This is a genomic window from Pontibacter saemangeumensis, assembly GCF_039541895.1.
GTDB lineage: Bacteria > Bacteroidota > Bacteroidia > Cytophagales > Hymenobacteraceae > Pontibacter > Pontibacter saemangeumensis.
This window is the reverse complement of record NZ_BAABHC010000004.1, coordinates 249635-267005: the sequence shown is the minus strand read 5'-3', so window position 1 is coordinate 267005 and position 17371 is coordinate 249635. Positions and strand designations below refer to the sequence as shown.

General features: G+C 51.8%; 13 protein-coding genes. 11 read left to right on the top strand and 2 right to left on the bottom strand.

Features of this window, described 5'->3' with window-relative positions:
* Positions 1-105 precede the first annotated feature (105 nt).
* The 6 genes from rpsO (at position 106) to bshB1 (ending at position 6719) form a co-directional block, all read left to right on the top strand.
* A complete protein-coding gene (gene rpsO / locus ABD920_RS05760; RefSeq protein ID WP_345157455.1) occupies positions 106-381 on the top strand; it encodes a 30S ribosomal protein S15 in 276 nt (91 codons plus the stop codon).
* A gap of 136 nt (positions 382-517) precedes the next feature.
* The gene (gene pnp, locus ABD920_RS05755) at positions 518-2659 is read left to right on the top strand and encodes a polyribonucleotide nucleotidyltransferase (RefSeq protein WP_345157453.1); all 2142 of its coding nucleotides are present in this window, start codon (positions 518-520) and stop codon (positions 2657-2659) included.
* A 189-nt stretch (positions 2660-2848) separates the two neighbouring features.
* Positions 2849-3712, top strand: coding sequence for a sigma-70 family RNA polymerase sigma factor (locus tag ABD920_RS05750; RefSeq protein ID WP_025605096.1), 864 nt, complete (start codon positions 2849-2851; stop codon positions 3710-3712).
* Positions 3713-3860: 148 nt separating this feature from the next.
* Positions 3861-4799: a thioredoxin-disulfide reductase gene (gene trxB / locus ABD920_RS05745; RefSeq protein WP_345157444.1), complete on the top strand. Its 939-nt coding sequence runs from the start codon at positions 3861-3863 to the stop codon at positions 4797-4799.
* Between the two features lie 141 nt (positions 4800-4940).
* On the top strand, positions 4941-5987 hold the full coding sequence (locus tag ABD920_RS05740; protein WP_345157443.1) for a peptidoglycan DD-metalloendopeptidase family protein: 1047 nt from the start codon (positions 4941-4943) through the stop codon (positions 5985-5987).
* Between the two features lie 12 nt (positions 5988-5999).
* Positions 6000-6719 carry a bacillithiol biosynthesis deacetylase BshB1 gene (gene bshB1, locus ABD920_RS05735; RefSeq protein WP_345157442.1) on the top strand — a complete coding sequence of 240 codons (720 nt, stop codon included), beginning with the start codon at positions 6000-6002 and terminating at the stop codon, positions 6717-6719.
* Between the two features lie 71 nt (positions 6720-6790).
* Here bshB1 and ABD920_RS05730 read toward each other — a convergent pair whose 3' ends face one another.
* Positions 6791-8299: an acetyl-CoA carboxylase biotin carboxylase subunit gene (locus ABD920_RS05730; RefSeq protein ID WP_345157440.1), complete on the bottom strand. Its 1509-nt coding sequence runs from the start codon at positions 8297-8299 to the stop codon at positions 6791-6793.
* 210 nt (positions 8300-8509) lie between these two features.
* Here ABD920_RS05730 and ABD920_RS05725 point away from each other — a divergent pair, with 210 nt between their 5' ends.
* On the top strand, positions 8510-9748 hold the full coding sequence (locus tag ABD920_RS05725; RefSeq protein WP_345157439.1) for an aminotransferase class I/II-fold pyridoxal phosphate-dependent enzyme: 1239 nt from the start codon (positions 8510-8512) through the stop codon (positions 9746-9748).
* A 105-nt stretch (positions 9749-9853) separates the two neighbouring features.
* Complete coding sequence (locus tag ABD920_RS05720) at positions 9854-10045, top strand: histone H1 (RefSeq protein WP_345157438.1); 192 nt, start codon at positions 9854-9856, stop codon at positions 10043-10045.
* 77 nt (positions 10046-10122) lie between these two features.
* On the opposite strand, the gene tyrS is transcribed toward ABD920_RS05720, so the two are convergent.
* On the bottom strand, positions 10123-11427 hold the full coding sequence (tyrS, locus tag ABD920_RS05715) for a tyrosine--tRNA ligase (protein WP_345157436.1): 1305 nt from the start codon (positions 11425-11427) through the stop codon (positions 10123-10125).
* A 296-nt stretch (positions 11428-11723) separates the two neighbouring features.
* Here tyrS and ABD920_RS05710 point away from each other — a divergent pair, with 296 nt between their 5' ends.
* From ABD920_RS05710 to ABD920_RS05700, 3 genes are all read left to right on the top strand, one after another.
* On the top strand, positions 11724-12734 hold the full coding sequence (locus tag ABD920_RS05710; protein WP_345157434.1) for a nucleoside hydrolase: 1011 nt from the start codon (positions 11724-11726) through the stop codon (positions 12732-12734).
* A gap of 157 nt (positions 12735-12891) precedes the next feature.
* Positions 12892-13938 (top strand): DNA polymerase III subunit delta, encoded by a 1047-nt coding sequence (holA, locus tag ABD920_RS05705; RefSeq protein ID WP_345157433.1) that lies wholly within the window; start codon positions 12892-12894, stop codon positions 13936-13938.
* Between the two features lie 242 nt (positions 13939-14180).
* Positions 14181-17360, top strand: a complete 3180-nt coding sequence (locus ABD920_RS05700) for a tetratricopeptide repeat protein (protein WP_345157432.1) — start codon at positions 14181-14183, stop codon at positions 17358-17360.
* Positions 17361-17371: the final 11 nt, after the last annotated feature.

The window sequence follows — 17371 nt, the reverse complement described above, 5'->3', positions numbered from 1 at the left end:
TATATAAAGATTAGGCAAAAGCTTTTTTTGTAAAAGTTAATTATATACCTTTGTGGCTTGTATAGTAGTCTTTGCAAGATAAAACAGATTGATATATTTTACGCAATGAGATTAACCACAGAAGCGAAACAAGAAATTTTCGAAAAGCACGGCCTTAGCAAGTCTAAGACTGATACAGGTTCTGCCGAGTCGCAGATCGCGCTGTTCACAACACGCATCGCCGACCTCACAGAGCACCTGAAAATCCACAAGAAGGATTTCAGCACACGCCTGGGCCTGTTGAAACTGGTAGGTAAAAGAAGAAGGCTTCTGAACTACCTGCTGAAAAACGATATTGAAAGATACAGAGCAATCATTGCTGAGTTAGGTATCCGTAAATAAGCTCTTGAGCGTTAGGGAATTCCTCCAAAGGGATTCCCTAATCTTTTTTAAAGCTCCCCCTTTCTTCCTCTAGTGCCAGTACCGACAGCGGCCACAATGGGTAGCCCTGTCTTTTTGATGTTAAAGAAAACTGAAAATGCCTTACAACGCGATTAACAAAACCATTCTTCTCCCGGACGGCCGGGAGATAACAATCGAAACCGGGAAGCTTGCCAAGCAGGCCGACGGCTCAGTGGTAGTGAAAATGGGTAACACCATGCTGCTTGCTGCCGTGGTTTCAAACAAAGATGCCCGCGAAGGGGTGGATTTCCTGCCGCTTTCCGTGGATTACCAGGAGAAGTTCGCCTCCTCCGGAAAAATACCCGGCGGCTTCCTGCGAAGAGAAGCCCGCCTTTCTGACTATGAAGTGTTGGTGTCCCGTCTGGTAGACCGTGTGCTGCGCCCGCTGTTCCCGTCTGACTACCACTCTGAAACACAAATGACGATAAACCTGATCTCTGCTGACCAGGAAATCATGCCGGACGCATTGGCCGCGCTGGCAGCCTCTGCCGCCCTTGCCGTTTCTGATATCCCGTTTCACGGCCCTATCTCGGAAGTGCGCGTCGCCCGTGTAGACGGAAAACTGATCATTAACCCGAAAATCTCTGACCTGCAGCGTGCCGACATCGACCTGATGGTAGGTGCTTCTATCGATAGCGTGGCCATGGTGGAAGGAGAGATGAACGAAGTATCGGAAGAGGAAATGCTGGAGGCAATCCAGTATGCCCACGAAGCCATCAAGGTGCAGTGCCAGGCGCAGATCGAACTGGCGGAGCTGGTTGGCAAAACTGTGAAGCGCGAGTACTCGCACGAAACCCACGACGAGGAACTACGCCAGCGCATATATGATGCCACTTACGCCAAGGCATATGAGGTAGCGAAAAGAGGCAGCGCCAACAAAACTGAACGAAAAGAAGGTTTTGCAAGCGTTGTAGAAGAGTTTATCGCTACTTTGCCCGAAGATCACACTTATGATAAGGGCATGATCAAAACTTATTTCCACGATGTGGAGAAAGAGGCTGTGCGCAACATGATCCTCAACGACCGTGTCCGTTTGGACGGCCGCCAGTTGGATGAGATCCGCCCTATCTGGTCTGAGGTGAATTACCTTCCTGCCACGCACGGATCTGCCATCTTCACGCGCGGTGAAACGCAGTCGCTAACTACGGTTACACTGGGCACCAAGCTGGACGAACAGATGATTGACAGTGCGATGGTGTCCGGCACAAGCAAGTTCTTGCTGCACTATAACTTCCCGGCATTCTCAACCGGCGAGGTAAAACCGAACAGAGGTCCTGGCCGACGCGAGGTAGGACACGGTAACCTGGCGTTGCGTGCCCTGAAAAAGGTGCTTCCTGCTGAAGATCAGAATCCCTATACAATTCGCATCGTTTCTGATATCCTGGAGTCGAACGGTTCTTCTTCCATGGCCACTGTGTGCGCAGGCAGCTTAGCGCTGATGGACGCGGGTGTTCCAATTAAAGGCGCCGTGTCAGGTATCGCTATGGGACTGATCACCGACAAGGAAACAGGCAAATTCGCCGTGCTTTCTGACATCCTGGGTGATGAGGATCATTTGGGAGACATGGACTTTAAAGTGGCCGGTACCAAAGATGGTATCACAGCCTGCCAGATGGATATAAAAGTGCAGGGATTGTCGCATGACGTGCTGAGCCAGGCGCTTGCCCAGGCAAACGCGGGTCGTAAGCATATCCTGAACGAGATGGCGAAAACGATCGCGGCACCGAACGCAGATTACAAGCCGCACACACCGCGTTCGTTCAACATCGTAATCGATAAGGAATTTATCGGAGCGGTGATCGGGCCAGGCGGCAAGGTGATCCAGCAGATTCAGAAAGACACCGGCGCTACGATCATCATCGAAGAGAAAAACGAACGTGGCCATGTAAACATTTTCGCCAGCAATCAGGACGCAATGGACAGTGCCGTTGCAAGGATCAAAGCGATTGTGTCTCAGCCAGAGGTTGGGGAAGTTTATATAGGCAAAGTAAAGTCAATCCAGCCATACGGTGCTTTTGTGGAGTTCATGTCCGGCAAAGATGGATTATTGCATATTTCTGAGATCAGGCATGAGCGCCTCGAAACAATGGACGGCGTGCTGGAGATTGGAGAGGAAGTGAAAGTGAAACTGATCGACGTGGATAAGAAGACAGGCAAATTTAAGCTTTCCCGCAAGGCAATTTTGCCCAAGCCCGGCGCTCCGGAACAAAATCAGTAGTATTTGAATTATATAGAACTCTTGGTGCCTGGCTTAGGTTATAGACTTGGTACCAAGAGTTTTTTTCGTCAAGGAACGAATGCATCTTGCTTATATTTGAAAGATATAAGAACTTTGCACGATTTTCTGATGTTACTGCACCGAGCCCAATTTAAATTTTCACATTTTTTGCAATAACCATACACTCTGATGAGACAACTCAAGATAAGCAAACAGATTACGAACCGCGAAAGCCAATCGCTTGACAAATACCTACAGGAGATTGGCAAAGTCGATTTGCTTACTCCGGACGAAGAGGTGTCGCTGGCACAGAGAATCAAAGAAGGAGATCAGTTTGCGCTTGAGAAATTAACCAAGGCTAACCTGCGCTTCGTTGTATCGGTGGCAAAGCAGTATCAGAATCAGGGCCTTTCTTTGGGCGACCTCATCAACGAAGGCAACCTGGGACTGATCAAAGCCGCCAAGCGATTCGATGAAACAAGGGGCTTCAAGTTTATCTCATATGCCGTTTGGTGGATCCGCCAGTCTATTCTGCAGGCATTGGCAGAGCAATCGCGCATAGTGCGCCTGCCGCTGAACCGCGTGGGTTCCCTGAACAAGATTTCCAAGTCATTCTCAGAGCTCGAGCAGAAGTTTGAGCGTGAGCCATCACCTGAAGAAATTGCCGAAGTACTGGAACTGACCACGGCTGAGGTGGTGGATACTCTCAAAATCTCTGGCCGACACGTATCCGTGGATGCGCCCTTCGTGCAGGGAGAGGAGAACCGCCTGCTGGACGTATTGGAGAACGAGGACGAAGAGTCGCCGGATATGGGGCTGATGAACGACTCACTGCGGAAGGAAGTTCAGCGCGCTCTCTCAACGCTTACAAAGCGCGAAGCCGACGTGATCACGCTCTACTTTGGCCTGAACGGCGAGCATTCGCTGACGCTGGAGGAGATAGGGGAGAAGTTTAACCTGACACGCGAGCGCGTGCGCCAGATCAAAGAAAAAGCGATCAGAAGACTTCGCCATACATCCAGAAGCAAAGCACTGAAACCTTATTTAGGATAACAGCACTCCGTTAAGAGTCTAAGCCCCGGCCAAACAGCCGGGGCTTTTCTTTGTTATATAGGGCGAAAGCAAAATGCCCGACGGATGCAGGCAGAGGCACAGAAATTTTGTATGTTTGCATCCTGATTTCTTTTGATACACCAAACGAATGGAAATAGAAAAAATAAAATGCCTGATCATCGGTTCAGGTCCGGCTGGGTATACAGCAGCTATATATGCCTCAAGGGCAGGCCTCAATCCTGTTCTATACCAGGGACTTCAGCCTGGCGGTCAGTTAACCATAACGAATGATGTGGAGAATTACCCAGGTTATCCTCAGGGTATTAACGGGCCACAGATGATGGAAGACTTCAAGGCGCAGGCGGAGCGTTTTGGCACGGATGTGCGCTATGGAATTGCCACTGCAGTAGATTTTTCCTCTAAGCCCCATAAAGTAACCATCGATGATCAGCAGGTGATTGAGGCGGACACGGTGATCATATCCACGGGCGCTTCCGCAAAATGGCTGGGCCTGGAGTCAGAGGCCCGGCTGAATGGGAGCGGGGTGTCAGCGTGTGCGGTGTGTGACGGCTTCTTCTACCGTGGCCAGGATGTTGCCATCATCGGCGCAGGGGATACGGCTGCGGAAGAGGCCACCTACCTGGCTAATCTTTGTAAGAAGGTATATATGATTGTGCGCCGCGATGAGATGCGCGCCTCCACAATCATGCAGGACAGGGTAAAAAACACCAAGAACATCGAGATTCTCTGGAATACCCTCACCGAAGAGATCTTAGGCGAGCATACGGTGGAGGGCGTGCGTGTGAAAAACGTGTTGACGGAGGAAATCCGCGAGATCCCGGTGTCAGGCTTCTTCGTCGCCATTGGCCATAAGCCAAACTCTGATATTTTTGCCGATTACCTGAACTTGGATGAGAACGGGTATATACGCACGATACCCGGCACTTCCAAAACTAACATTGACGGGGTTTTCGCCTGTGGCGATGTGCAGGACTTTACGTACCGCCAGGCGGTTACGGCCGCAGGCACGGGTTGCATGGCCGCACTGGATGCTGAAAGATACCTGGCAGCCCAGAACTTGCACTAATACCCTGTTACAACTGCTTCCCCCGGCTGTGGGGTATATTAGGACAGCGCAGCCGGGGCGTTACAATAAAAAGGCTTTGATGTAGTTAAAATAGCGATTATGTGTTGTGGACGAAGCAGCAAAGCCAACCTCAAAAACCGAATGTACAAAATCAAAGCACCTGTTACCTTTCTACTGTTCATGCTCTGCCTGCTTGGGTGTACCGGAGGCGCCGCGGCACAGGGTAAGGTGAAAGACCTTTTTAAGGTGAAGACACCCAAGATACAGTACGTACGCCCCGACACGACCATCCTGATTAAATATGAGGATTTCCCGGATGAAGGCTCTGATGCGGACGAGTCCGTCTTTTTCAACCCCAAAAAAGAGCTCTCTATTGTAAGTGAGGATACCTCTGAACTGGACCTGGGGGAGCAGCATATCGTTGAGATGTCGGAGGAGGTGCTTGTGGACTCCAGCTGGATCAAGATTGCCGGCTATTACGCTATCTGGGACACGCAAAACCTTAACCCGTACAAGATGGATGGCCGCCAGTTGCAAGACACGGTCGACATCAAATTATATGACCTTGCCAGCAACCGCACCTACGACATGCCGCTGGAGAAGACTCCCATTACCAGCCACTTTGGCAGCAGGGGCGGCCGCTGGCACTACGGCACCGACATTGACCTGAACACAGGTGATTCCATTGTGGCGGCGTTTGACGGCGTCGTGCGCATTAACAAATGGGACGGCGGCGGCTACGGGAACTACATCGTGGTGCGGCACTACAACGGCCTTGAAACACTGTATGGCCATATGAGCAAAGCCATTGCCGAGCCCGGTAATTTCGTGAAAGCCGGGGAACTGATAGGTTACGGAGGCAGCACCGGACGAAGCTCAGGCCCGCACCTGCACTATGAAGTACGCTACCAGGGTAACCCGATCGACCCGGAAAACATATATGATTTCCCGCAATACCTGCTGAAAGGAGAGAGCTTTCAAATCACGTCCGCGCTCTTTACTTATTACAACAAGGCAAAGAGCGGGAGCAGTGGCGGCAGGCGGGCCGCCTACCATAAGATCCGTAAGGGCGACACCCTCTCCGGCATATCGAAAAAATACGGTGTGCCGGTAAAGCAGCTCACGAAGCTCAATGGCATGAGTTCCCGTTCGACATTGCGCATAGGGAAGTCGATCCGCATCAGATAATCTTACAACCACATGAAATTAGACATACTAGCCTTTGCCTCGCATCCGGATGATATAGAGTTAGGTTGCGCAGGCACACTGATCGGTCATATAGCCGCCGGTAAGAAAGTTGGCATCATAGACCTTACCGAGGGAGAACTGGGCACGCGCGGTACGCCCGAAATCAGGCTGCAGGAAGCGGAGGCGGCAGCTGAGATAATGGGGGTGTCCGTACGGGAAAATCTTGGGATGGCAGACGGTTTTTTCCTGAACGACCGGGAGCACCAACTGCAGGTGATGCAAAAGATACGCCAGTACCGCCCTGAAATCGTGCTAGCCAATGCACTGCACGACAGGCACCCGGACCACGGCCGCGGCTCTGAGCTGGTGACGGAGGCTTGCTTTAAGGCCGGACTCAAGATGGTTAGCACCAAGGATGGGCAGGGGCAGGAGCAGGCGGCGTGGCGTCCCAAAGTGGTTTACCATTTCATCCAGGACCGCCTCATCACGCCGGATATAGTAGTGGATGTGACTCCTTTTTGGGATAAGAAAATGGAAACCATCCGGGCCTTCCGGTCACAGTTTTACAATCCCGACGACTCCTCTCCAAACACTTATATCTCTTCTCCGGAATTTCTGAATTTCATAGAGTCAAGGGCGCAGGAACTGGGGCATGCCATTGGCGTAAAATACGGCGAGGGCTTCAGCAGCGACAGGCTGATTGGTGTCCGCAACCTCTTCGACCTGATCTGATGCTTAGAACCTAATCCATATATAACGCAAAGGGGCTGCAGTAACTGCAGCCCCTTTGCGTTATATATGGATTAGGTTCTGTTCTTTTTCCAGTTGGAGATTGCCACAGGGGCGCTTGCTTTTCCAACCCCGCTTGTTGCGGGGTTGCTTGGTTTCTTTTCCTGCATCAGGAGGGCGGCCAGTGCCACGGCTATCTCTTCTTCCGCTTTTGCTGGCTTTTGCTGCAGTGCCTCCGGTGTAAAGTACCGGTCAATGAACTTGGTGTCGAAATTTCCGCTCACGAACGCCTCGTGCTGCAGCACGAAAGCTCCGAAAGGCAGTGTCGTGGCAATGCCCGTGATCTGGTACTCCTCGATGGCCCGTAGCATCTTGGCGATGGCCTCCGGGCGGTCTTTGCCGAACGTCACGAGTTTGGCGATCATCGGGTCGTAGTAAATCGGGATATCCATGCCCTGCTCAAAGCCATCATCCACCCGCACACCCAGGCCCTGAGGGCGTATATAGGTTTCCAATCTGCCTATGTCGGGCAGAAAGTTGTTGGCAGGGTCCTCGGCATATACCCGCAACTCCAGCGCATGGCCGTTTATATGCAGCTCCTCCTGCTTAAAACGCAGCGCATTGCCCTCCGCGATCAGGATCTGCTCCCTTACCAGGTCCAGCCCGGTTATCTGCTCCGTGACCGGGTGTTCCACCTGCAGGCGCGTGTTCATCTCAAGGAAGTAGAAATTCAGTTTTTCATCCACCAAGAACTCTACGGTACCAGCCCCGACATACTTACAGGCCCTGGCCACATTTACGGCGCAACGCCCCATTTCCTCCCGCAGGGCAGGCGTAAGCACCGCCGATGGCGCCTCTTCAATCACCTTCTGGTGGCGGCGCTGGATGGAGCACTCCCGCTCAAATAAATGCACGATGTTACCGTGCATGTCGCCCAGCACCTGTATTTCAATGTGGCGGGGGTACCCTATATACTTCTCAATAAAAACGGAGCCGTCCCCGAAGGCAGAGGTTGCCTCGCTGACGGCCATTTTCATCTGCTGCTCAAAAACCCCGACGTTTTCCACCACCCGCATGCCTTTGCCGCCACCGCCCGCGCTGGCCTTTATCAGGATAGGGAAGCCGACTTCCGAGGCGATCTGCTTGGCAGCCTCCACATCGGTGATGGCTTCCTCCGTGCCCGGCACCATCGGGATATTGTATTTGGCCACTGCCGCTTTTGCCGCCAGTTTGCTCCCCATCAGTTCGATGGCTTGAGGGGAGGGGCCTATGAAAATGATGCCGGCCGCTTCGGCTTTTTGGGCGAAAACCGAATTCTCCGATAAGAACCCGTAACCGGGGTGTATCGCATCTACCTGTAACTGCCTGCATGCGTCAATAATGACATCCCCGCGCAGGTAAGACTCACTCGACTTTGGTCCGCCCACACATACCGCTTCGTCAGCAAAGCGCACATGAAGCGCATTGCGGTCGGCCTCGCTATAGATGGCGACGGTGCGGATACCCATCTCTTTGGCCGTGCGCATCACACGCAGTGCGATCTCACCGCGATTGGCAACCAGAATCTTGTTTATTTTTCTCATGCAGGGGCTTGCTTTTTGATTTACTCCAAAGAAAAGATATTACCGCCAAACTAAAAAGGAGGGCGTGAAAAAGCTTTTGAGCGGCACATATAGCGATTGTATATGATTTGAATAAATCCTAACTTTGCCCAGCCTTGCACTTATATATAACATACTGTGTAAAGCTAGTGTTAAGTTTGAAACTATCCTGATAACCTAATTATTACACAAGTGGATTTATTTGAAAAGTTGTTGACCAACAGAGGCCCGTTAGGCAGCCACTCTCATTATGCACATGGCTATTTCACATTCCCGAAACTGGAGGGAGAGATAGGTCCGCGCATGAAGTTCAGAGGCAAAGAGGTGTTAACCTGGAGCCTGAACAACTACCTTGGCCTTGCCAACCACCCTGAGGTTCGCAAAGTTGACGGAGAAGCTGCCGCCGAATGGGGAATGGCCACGCCAATGGGGGCGCGCATCATGTCCGGAAACTCCAACATGCACGAGCAGTTGGAGGCGGAGCTGGCAGACTTTGTGAAAAAGCCGGATGCACTGTTGCTCAACTTCGGTTACCAGGGTGTCGTGTCTATCATAGATGCCCTTGTCGACCGCCACGATGTAATTGTATATGATGCCGAGTCGCATGCCTGTATCATCGACGGGGTGCGCCTGCACCAGGGCAAGCGCTTTGTGTATAGCCACAACGACATGGAGAGCCTGGAAAAACAGCTGGAGCGTGCCACGCGCTGGACGGAGAACACTGGCGGTGCGATTCTGGTGATCACAGAGGGCGTATTCGGTATGTCCGGCAACCTGGGCAAACTGAGTGAAGTGGTGGCCCTGAAAGAAAAATTCAATTTCCGCCTGTTCGTGGATGATGCGCATGGCTTCGGGACCATGGGCGTCACTGGTGCCGGTACGGGGGAACACCTGGGCTGCCAGGACGGGATAGACGTTTATTTCTCTACGTTCGCAAAATCCATGGCCAGCATAGGAGCCTTCGTGGCCTCTAACGAGCAGGTGGTGGAGTACCTGCGTTACAACATGCGTTCCCAGATCTTCGCTAAGTCGCTGCCGATGCCGATTACGGTGGGTGCCCTGAAGCGCCTGGAACTGTTGCGCACGCAGCCTGAGCTGAAAGACAGGCTGTGGGAAGTCGTAAGGGCGCTGCAGAGCGGTCTGCGTGAAAAAGGCTTTAACATCGGCACAACGGATTCCCCGGTGACGCCCGTGTTCCTGAATGGCCAGATCCCAGATGCGACACAACTTACCCTGGACCTGCGCGAGAACTACAGCATATTCTGCTCAATCGTGGTATACCCGGTGGTGCCGAAGGATGTTATCATGCTGCGCCTGATTCCAACGGCTGTGCATACGCTGGCCGATGTGGAAGAGACAATCGCAGCCTTCGAGAAAATTGCACAAAAATTGGACAAAGGCCTGTACTCAAGTCCGGCAGTTACCGTCTAATGCCCTGTAAAGGCTTATATTAAAAATCCTTAATTTTTGCTTGTTATCATTAAATGTGTATATTAGAGCTATAAAAACATATGTTTCACATAATCAATAGCACAAATGAACAACAACTTCAGCAAACTAAAGGATCTGGTAATGTCGATGGAAGGCGACTTCGAGAAGTTCTACGATAAAGGAAATGCAGCTGCCGGTACGCGTGTACGCAAAGGAATGCAGGACCTGAAAAACATGGCGCAGGACATCCGCAAGGAAGTACAGGACATGAAAAACAGTACAGAGAGCACAAAATAAAATCATTTCTCAAAAGAGATAAAACAAAAAAGGTGGCCATAACGGTCACCTTTTTTTGTTAACGAGTTGTACCTGTGTTAGTTAACACAGACAAGGTAGTAATTCTTTTTCCCTTTCTGCACAACCAGGTATTTGCCCTGCAGCAGCTCGAAGCTCACGGCGTCATCCGCTCCCTGCACCTTTTCCCGGTTGATGCTCACGCCACCGTTTTTGATCATGCGCTTTGCCTCGCCCTTCGATTCAAACACCTGCCCGCCTGTCAGCTCCGAGAGTAAGTCTGTCACGGTGCCTGCCGTGGCATATTGTTCCCGGCTTACCTCAATTTGCGGCACCCCTTCGAATACCGACAACAAAATATCCTCCCGAAGGCCTTTTAAGGTCTCTAAATCGCCTTTACCAAATAAAATTTCTGATGCATCTACAGCAGCAAGGTAGTCTTCCTCGGAATGCACGCGAATTGTAACATCTTTAGCTAAGGCTTTCTGTAAAGCGCGCTGGTGCGGCGCCTGTTTGTGCTCTTCAGCTATGCGGCTGATTTCCTCCTGTGGGAGCAGCGTGTACACTTTAATCAGTTTTTCAGCCTCTTCGTCCGACAGGTTCAGCCAGAACTGGTAGAACTTGTATGGGGAAGTCAGGTTCGGGTCGAGCCACACGTTGCCGCCCTCTGACTTGCCGAACTTGGTGCCGTCCGCTTTTGTAACCAGCTTGCCTACGAGGGCGAAGGCTTTACCACCGTCTATGCGCCTGATCAGCTCCGTTCCGGTCGTGATGTTGCCCCACTGGTCGGAGGCGCCCATCTGCAGCCTCGTGTTTTTATATTTGTACAGATGGTAGAAGTCATAGCCCTGGATGAGCTGGTACGAGAACTCCGTAAAGGATAAGCCCTCGGCCCGGTCACCGTCTTCATCGGCTGAGATGCGTTTCTTCACCGAGTCCTTCGCCATCATATAGTTTACGGTTAGGTGCTTGCCCACCTCCCGCAGGAAGCTAAGGAAGCTGAACTCCTTGAACCAGTCGTAATTGTTCACGATCTCAGCGGAGTTTGCGCCCGCGTTAAAGTCCAGAAATTTCTCCAACTGCTTTCTGATGCCGCTCAGGTTGGCCTGCAGCACTTCCTCCGACAGCAGGTTGCGCTCGGCCGACTTGCCTGACGGATCTCCGATCATACCAGTGGCACCGCCTACCAGGGCAATAGGCTTATGCCCCGCCCGCTGCAGGTGCACCAGCAGCATGATGGTGGCAAGGTTTCCGATGTGAAGGGAGTGGGCTGTTGGGTCGAACCCTATATAGCCAGTGGTCATTCCGGATGCCAGTTGTTCTTCAGTACCCGGCATGAAATCATGGAGCATGCCTCTCCAGCGCAATTCTTCTATAAGATTCATGGATTCGTCTATCGTCTTTTCAAGGCAAATATATAAAAGAGTTGGCAGAAAGGGGTGGTGAAAACCGTTTACTGCAGGGTCACCCTCACCCCGAAAAGAATGCTGCTGCGGATTCAGCCGTAACTTTTATAAAAATTAGCTTCGTAGCAGGAGGAAGGCTATATTAAGCACCAATCCTATACCAAGAATCGGAGCTGGATTAGGTACCTAAACTATCAGTAAGAGTAGACTCAAAACAGATGAAAAAAATCCATCGGCTATTTTCTTTGGCAGGCGTTTTTTGTATAGCCCTTGCGATGCCAGCATGCCGGGAGCAGCAAGATAGTAATGCCACAGCTCAGCAGGAAAACGAAGAAATGAAGCAGGAGGAGGATAAAATCCCGGTCATCTTTGATACAGACGCAAACAATGAGTTAGACGACCAGCATGCGCTGGCATACCTGCTGTTTAGCGGCGATAGCTTTCGCGTTGAGGGGATCACAGTGAATGCAACGTACAACGGAGGGGATATAGAGGAGCAGTATGCAGAGGCACAGCGGGTGCTGCAACTGGCGGGCCTGGAGGGGACAGTCCCTTTGCTGAAAGGGGCGAACGCGGACTTTGCCGAGATAAAAGAGCAAATTGGTCTGGATAGTTTCGACGGAGCCGAGGCAGTGGATTTCATTATTCAGACAGCAAAGCAAACAACGCCAGAGAAACTTGTTTTGCTGGCGGTGGGCAAGCTGACAAACGTCGCGCTGGCGCTTGAAAAAGACTCCACCATCGCGCCGCATGTAAGGGTGGTGTGGCTGGGTTCTAATTATCCTGAGCCGGGGGAGTACAACCAGGACAACGACACACTGGCCATGAACTATATATTGAACTCAGGTGTGGCTTTTGAGATGGTGACGGTGCGTTATGGCAAGCCATCCGGTACAGATGCCGTTCGGGTAACACAGGAAGAAGTGAACCAGCACATGCCCGGGAAAGGCCCGAAAGTTGCCACCCCGGTAACGGGCAGGCACGGTGTTGCTTTTGATAACTTCGGCGATTATTCCGTTAACCTCTTCGAGCATATACAGTACCACGGGAACCCGCCTGCGCGCGCTTTATTCGATATGGCGGCCGTGGCCATCGTGAAAGATCCTTCCTGGGCGCAGTCAAAGCGGATCCCGGCGCCCATTCTGAGGGATAACAAATGGGTAGAGCGCCCGGAGAACAAACGGACCATTACTATATGGGAAAACTTTGACAAGGAAAAAATTATGGATGACTTTTACCAGACCATGGAGCACTACCAGCTGGCAGGCAATCAAAGCCCGCTTTAGCCATTTAGCCAGATAGGGCGGTTACCTTAGAATAATTGCCCTTATTACCCGCTTCCTTCTTTGTCTTTGCTGGCAATATTTTAAATTTGTGGCGGGCAGACCGGGCTGTGGCCTTAGCCCAATGTTCCCACGCAAATTCACTTTACCCCTATACCTGATGTCCCATACACCCGAAGGCATTCTGGAGCAGCTCAAAAAAAGGCAGTTCGCCCCTGTGTATTTTCTGCAGGGCGAGGAGCCTTACTACATCGATCTCATTGCGGATTATATAGAGGAGCATGCGCTGCAGGAGCACGAAAAGGGCTTTAACCAGGTGGTTATATATGGCAAGGATGTGGACGTGGCGACGGTGTTGCTGCAGGCCAAACGCTTCCCGATGATGTCGGAGCGGTCGGTGGTGATTGTAAAAGAGGCCCAGAGCATACTCGATATGGAGAAGGAGGAGGGCATGAAGCAACTGGAGGCCTACCTGAATCACCCGCTGCCTTCTACCATACTCGTGCTCTGCTACAAACACAAGACGCTGGACGGCCGGAAAGGGCTGGCCAAGGCAGTAGGCAAGCTAGCGGTGCTGCTCACCACCAAAAAGCTGTACGACAACCAGGTGCCCGGTTGGGTAAACAGCTACCTGAAGCAAAAAAACGTGAGGGCCACTCCGAAGGCAGTAGCCCTGCTAAGTGAATACATCGGAGCAGACCTGTCGCGTCTGGCGAATGAAATCGACAAGCTGCTGATTAGCCTGAAGCCGGGCGCGGCCCTCGATGAGCGGGTGGTGCAGGAGAATGTGGGCATCAGCAAAGAATATAACATATTTGAGCTCCAGTCGGCGCTGATAGCACGCGACGCGCTGAAAGCTTACCGCATTGTGCAGTACTTCGAGTCCAACCCGAAGAACAACCCGCTTATCCCTAACCTGACGCTGCTTTTCTCTTTTTTCACCAAGCTGCTGTGCCTGCACGCCGCCGCAGACAAATCGGAGGCAGGCGTGCGCAAGAGCCTGGGAAACCGGGGCTTCCTGGTGAAAGAGTATATGCTGGCCCTGCGCGTGTTCCCGCTGCAGCGTTGCATCGACATCATCCATTTTGTGCGCGTGGCCGACCTGCAGGTAAAAGGCATAACGGGCGGAGACATGTCCGACGCCGCGATTCTGCGCGAACTTGTGTTTAAGGTGCTGCACCCGGTGCCGCGCGCCCTGGCTTCCTGATTGCACCATTTTATCCACAGCGTACAATAATCAGAGGCATCTTGTCATTGTATATATAATCGACGATATTTATGTCTTCCGATGCAGAAGAATTTCATTTTGTAGGCAGCTGCTAATCAAATTTTGTTAACTTTGGATGAGGTGGCTGCACCGCAGCAACAGGGGGCAAATCCAATCCGCACAAGAGTTTATTCCTGAAACGAAGAGTTGTTTGAAGGCCTGTAAAGGCAATTGATGTAAATATGAAGATAGCGTATAAAATAGCACTTGCATCTGTTCTGACCGGTGGATCGCATATAGCGGTTGCCCAGCACACGCAAGTTTTTACCAATGAAGAGCGGTATTACCATGAGGGGTTGGAGCTCTTCGACAGAGCCAAGTATGGCGCTGCGCAGGAGGCGTTTCAGAAGTATATACAGTTGATGGGCGATGATGCCAAAACTGCCGATGCCCAGTATTATTATGCCCTCAGTGGCCTGTACCTGTTTCACCCGGACGCGGAGCAGCTTATCCTGAACTTTGCGCGCAATTACCCTTCGCACCCGAAAACGGCGCTGGCCAATTACGAGCTGGGCCTTTATTATTTCGAGCAGAAAGACTACAAGAAAGCCATCGACTTGCTGAAGCAGGCCCCCACACACCTGCTCGGCATCAAGCAGAACAAGGAACTGGAGTTCAAGCTGGGCTACTCTTACTTCGCAACCAAGGACTTTGACAACGCCAAGATCTACTTCGACAAGAACAAAACCACCGGCTTCCGGGACGACGACCACCGCTTCGCGTACGCCTCAAACTACTATGCCGGCTATATAGCCTACCGCAAAGGCGATTATGCCGCCGCCAAAGCCGACCTGAAGATTGCGGAAAAGAACGAAGCATATGCCAAGATCGTCCCCTATATGATCACGGAGATCCTGTACAAGGAGAATGACATATATGAAGTGATCCGATATGGGGAGGCAGCGCTCGCAAAAACACCTCCTGTGCAGCAGACGGACGACATCGCCCTGTTGGTGGGAGATGCCTATTACCAAAAGGCTGACTACAAAACCGCGGAGCAATACTTCAGCCAGTTTGCCAACGGCAAACGCACCCTGGACCCGACGGTGCAGTACAAAATAGCCTTTACGGATTATAAGAACAATAATTATAAAAATGCGATCGCCAACTTCAAGGAAGTCGCGCTGAAGAAAGACTCCCTGGGGCAGAATGCCGCTTATTACCTTGGCCTGAGCTACCTGAAGGATAACAACAAGCAGTTTGCGCTGACAGCCTTCGACCAGGCAAGAAAAAACGACCAGGACAAGAGCGTGACAGAGTCCGCCACGCTAAAGTACGCCCAGGTGAACTATGAGCTCGGGAACTTCCGGGAGGTGATTAATTCTCTTGCTGAATTCAACGAGAAATACCCTGGCTCGGAGCAGGGGGAGGAAGCGGACAAACTGCTGAGTGAGGCCTACTTTGGCTCTAACAACTATGCCGAGGCCATTCGCCATATCGAGAACCTGCCCACCAAAAGCTGGCGCATTCTGCAGACTTACCAGCGCGTGACGTACTATTACGCGGTCAACCTGTTCAACGATGCGAAGTTCCCGCAGGCGGTGCAGATGCTGGATAAGTCGTTGCAGTACCCTTACGACAAGGAGGTAACCGCCTCCAGCCACTTTGTGAAAGGCGAAGCCTATTCCATCGGGAACCGCTACAAAGACGCCATCAACAGCTATGCCGCCGTGTTTCGCACCGCGCAGAACACCAAGGAAGACTATTACACCAAGTCGCGCTACGGCATTGGCTACGCCTATTTCAACACCAAGGAATATGACAAAGCGCAGACCCACTTCAAAGCATATGTGGACGCGATACAGCCGAGCAACCCCAACTACAACGATGCGACATTGCGCCTGGCTGACACCTACTATGTAAATAAAAATTACAATGAGGCCCTGAAGCTATATGAGCGGGTGATTTCCTCCAGCTCCCCGGACCGTGATTATGCGCTGTTCCAGAAAGGGGTGGTGCTGAGCATCAACAACCGGAACGATAATGCCAAGGAGTCACTGCAGGAACTGATCAGTAAGTATCCAAAATCCCGCTACCTCGATGATGCCTATTACCAGATCGCTGTAATAGATTATGAGTCAGGCAACTATCAGGCAGCGGTAAAAGGGTTCACCACGCTGATCAGTGCCATGCCCGACAGCAAGCTGGTGCCGAACGCATTGCAGAAGCGTGGCACAGCCTATGCAAACCTTGGGCAGAACGATTTGGCGATCGCCGACCAGAAGCGTGTGCTGGAGGAGTTTCCCTCTGCCAACGTAGCCAGCGGCGCCTTGTACAGCCTGCAGGAGATGCTCGGTACCGAGAACAGGAGCAATGAATTTGATGCTTACCTGGACAAGTTCAAGTCCGCGAACCCTGAGAGCGATGCTTTAGAAAGCGTAGAGTATGAGGCGGCCAAGACCTTGTATTTCAGCCAGAAATACAATCAGGCGATCCCGAAGTTCGAGTCTTACTTAAAGGCTTACCCGAAAAGCACCTTTGCAGCCGATGCCCGCTATTTTCTGGCCGACTCTTACCTGCGCCAGAACAACATGCAGGAAGGCCTGCAGCGCATGAAGCAGGTAATTGAGGAAAACCGGTCTGAGTATGTAAACAGGGGTATTCAGCGGGTGGCTGACCTGGAGCTTGAAGCGAAGAACTACCCGGAGGCCATTAAGTACTACAGCCGGCTACGCGACCTGGCAACCAACAGGAAAGAGCAGCAGACAGCGTTGACAGGCCTGATGCAAAGCTACTACCAGACCAATGATTATACTGCGACCAAGCGAGCGGCCAACGAGCTGATCAGCCAGGGCAATGCTTCGCTGAACGCCTATAATTCCGCCTTACTATACAGGGCCAAGGCCACGTACGCACAGGGCAACCTCGAACAGGCACTTACGGAGCTTCGGGAAACGGTGGCTTCAGCCACAGACGTGAACGGCGCAGAGGCGCAGTACCTGATTGCCGAGATCCTGTACAAGCAGAAAAAATACAAGGAGTCGACTGACGTAGCCTTTGACTTTAATAACAAATACTCAAACTACGACTATTGGCTTGGCAAGACCTTCCTGATCATCGCGGATAATTATGCGGCCCAGAACGAGATGTTCCAGGCAAAGGCTACGCTAAACTCTATCATCGAAAATGCGCCGAACAAGGAGATTGTGGCGGAGGCAAAGCAAAAACTCGCACAGATGGAGGGGAAAACGACAGGAAATCCAACCCCACAAACGCAGCAACAGCTGCAGGCGCCCCAGCCAAAGCTGGCACCCGGCAGCGACTCTCTGAACCTGCAGCAGAAAAACGACTCGTTGGATGTACTGCCACAAGTCGATTCCCTTGATATGGAGCCGCAAAGCGATACAACAGGGCTGGAGTAGGTCTGGAATTT

Excerpts from the sequence above, each read along its gene's own strand:
- rpsO (WP_345157455.1), top strand. The coding sequence starts at position 106 with ATGAGATTAACCACAGAAGCGAAACAAGAAATTTTCGAAAAGCACGGC.
- pnp (WP_345157453.1), top strand. The coding sequence starts at position 518 with ATGCCTTACAACGCGATTAACAAAACCATTCTTCTCCCGGACGGCCGG.
- ABD920_RS05750 (WP_025605096.1), top strand. The coding sequence starts at position 2,849 with ATGAGACAACTCAAGATAAGCAAACAGATTACGAACCGCGAAAGCCAA.
- trxB (WP_345157444.1), top strand. The coding sequence starts at position 3,861 with ATGGAAATAGAAAAAATAAAATGCCTGATCATCGGTTCAGGTCCGGCT.
- ABD920_RS05740 (WP_345157443.1), top strand. The coding sequence starts at position 4,941 with ATGTACAAAATCAAAGCACCTGTTACCTTTCTACTGTTCATGCTCTGC.
- bshB1 (WP_345157442.1), top strand. The coding sequence starts at position 6,000 with ATGAAATTAGACATACTAGCCTTTGCCTCGCATCCGGATGATATAGAG.
- ABD920_RS05730 (WP_345157440.1), bottom strand. The coding sequence starts at position 8,299 with ATGAGAAAAATAAACAAGATTCTGGTTGCCAATCGCGGTGAGATCGCA.
- ABD920_RS05720 (WP_345157438.1), top strand. The coding sequence starts at position 9,854 with ATGAACAACAACTTCAGCAAACTAAAGGATCTGGTAATGTCGATGGAA.
- tyrS (WP_345157436.1), bottom strand. The coding sequence starts at position 11,427 with ATGAATCTTATAGAAGAATTGCGCTGGAGAGGCATGCTCCATGATTTC.
- ABD920_RS05710 (WP_345157434.1), top strand. The coding sequence starts at position 11,724 with ATGCCAGCATGCCGGGAGCAGCAAGATAGTAATGCCACAGCTCAGCAG.
- holA (WP_345157433.1), top strand. The coding sequence starts at position 12,892 with ATGTCCCATACACCCGAAGGCATTCTGGAGCAGCTCAAAAAAAGGCAG.
- ABD920_RS05700 (WP_345157432.1), top strand. The coding sequence starts at position 14,181 with ATGAAGATAGCGTATAAAATAGCACTTGCATCTGTTCTGACCGGTGGA.